The organism is Bradyrhizobium sp. WSM4874, assembly GCF_055811835.1.
The window spans coordinates 1-237 of the sequence record NZ_JBVVPR010000293.1; the positions used below are offsets into that span (position 1 = coordinate 1).

Genomic DNA, 237 nt, shown 5'->3' on the forward strand with positions numbered 1-237 from the left:
AACTAGGGGTAGGCATTAAAATCACTTCAGGGCCTGTCCTAGATAAACCCGGCGACTTAGCTGGCTTGCTTACTTCTCTAGAGCCCAATGATGTCCTTTTTATCGATGAAATACATCGCCTAAGCCCTATCGTGGAGGAATATCTATACTCAGCAATGGAGGATTACCGGATCGATATTATGCTGGATAAAGGACCTAGCGCAAGAAGCATTCAGATTGACCTCAATCCATTTACGC

General features: G+C 44.7%; 1 pseudogene. It reads left to right on the forward strand.

What is annotated here, in order from left to right:
• Nucleotides 1-237 (forward strand): annotated as a pseudogene (locus tag AC0L3P_RS40390) (Holliday junction branch migration DNA helicase RuvB); the annotation flags it as partial.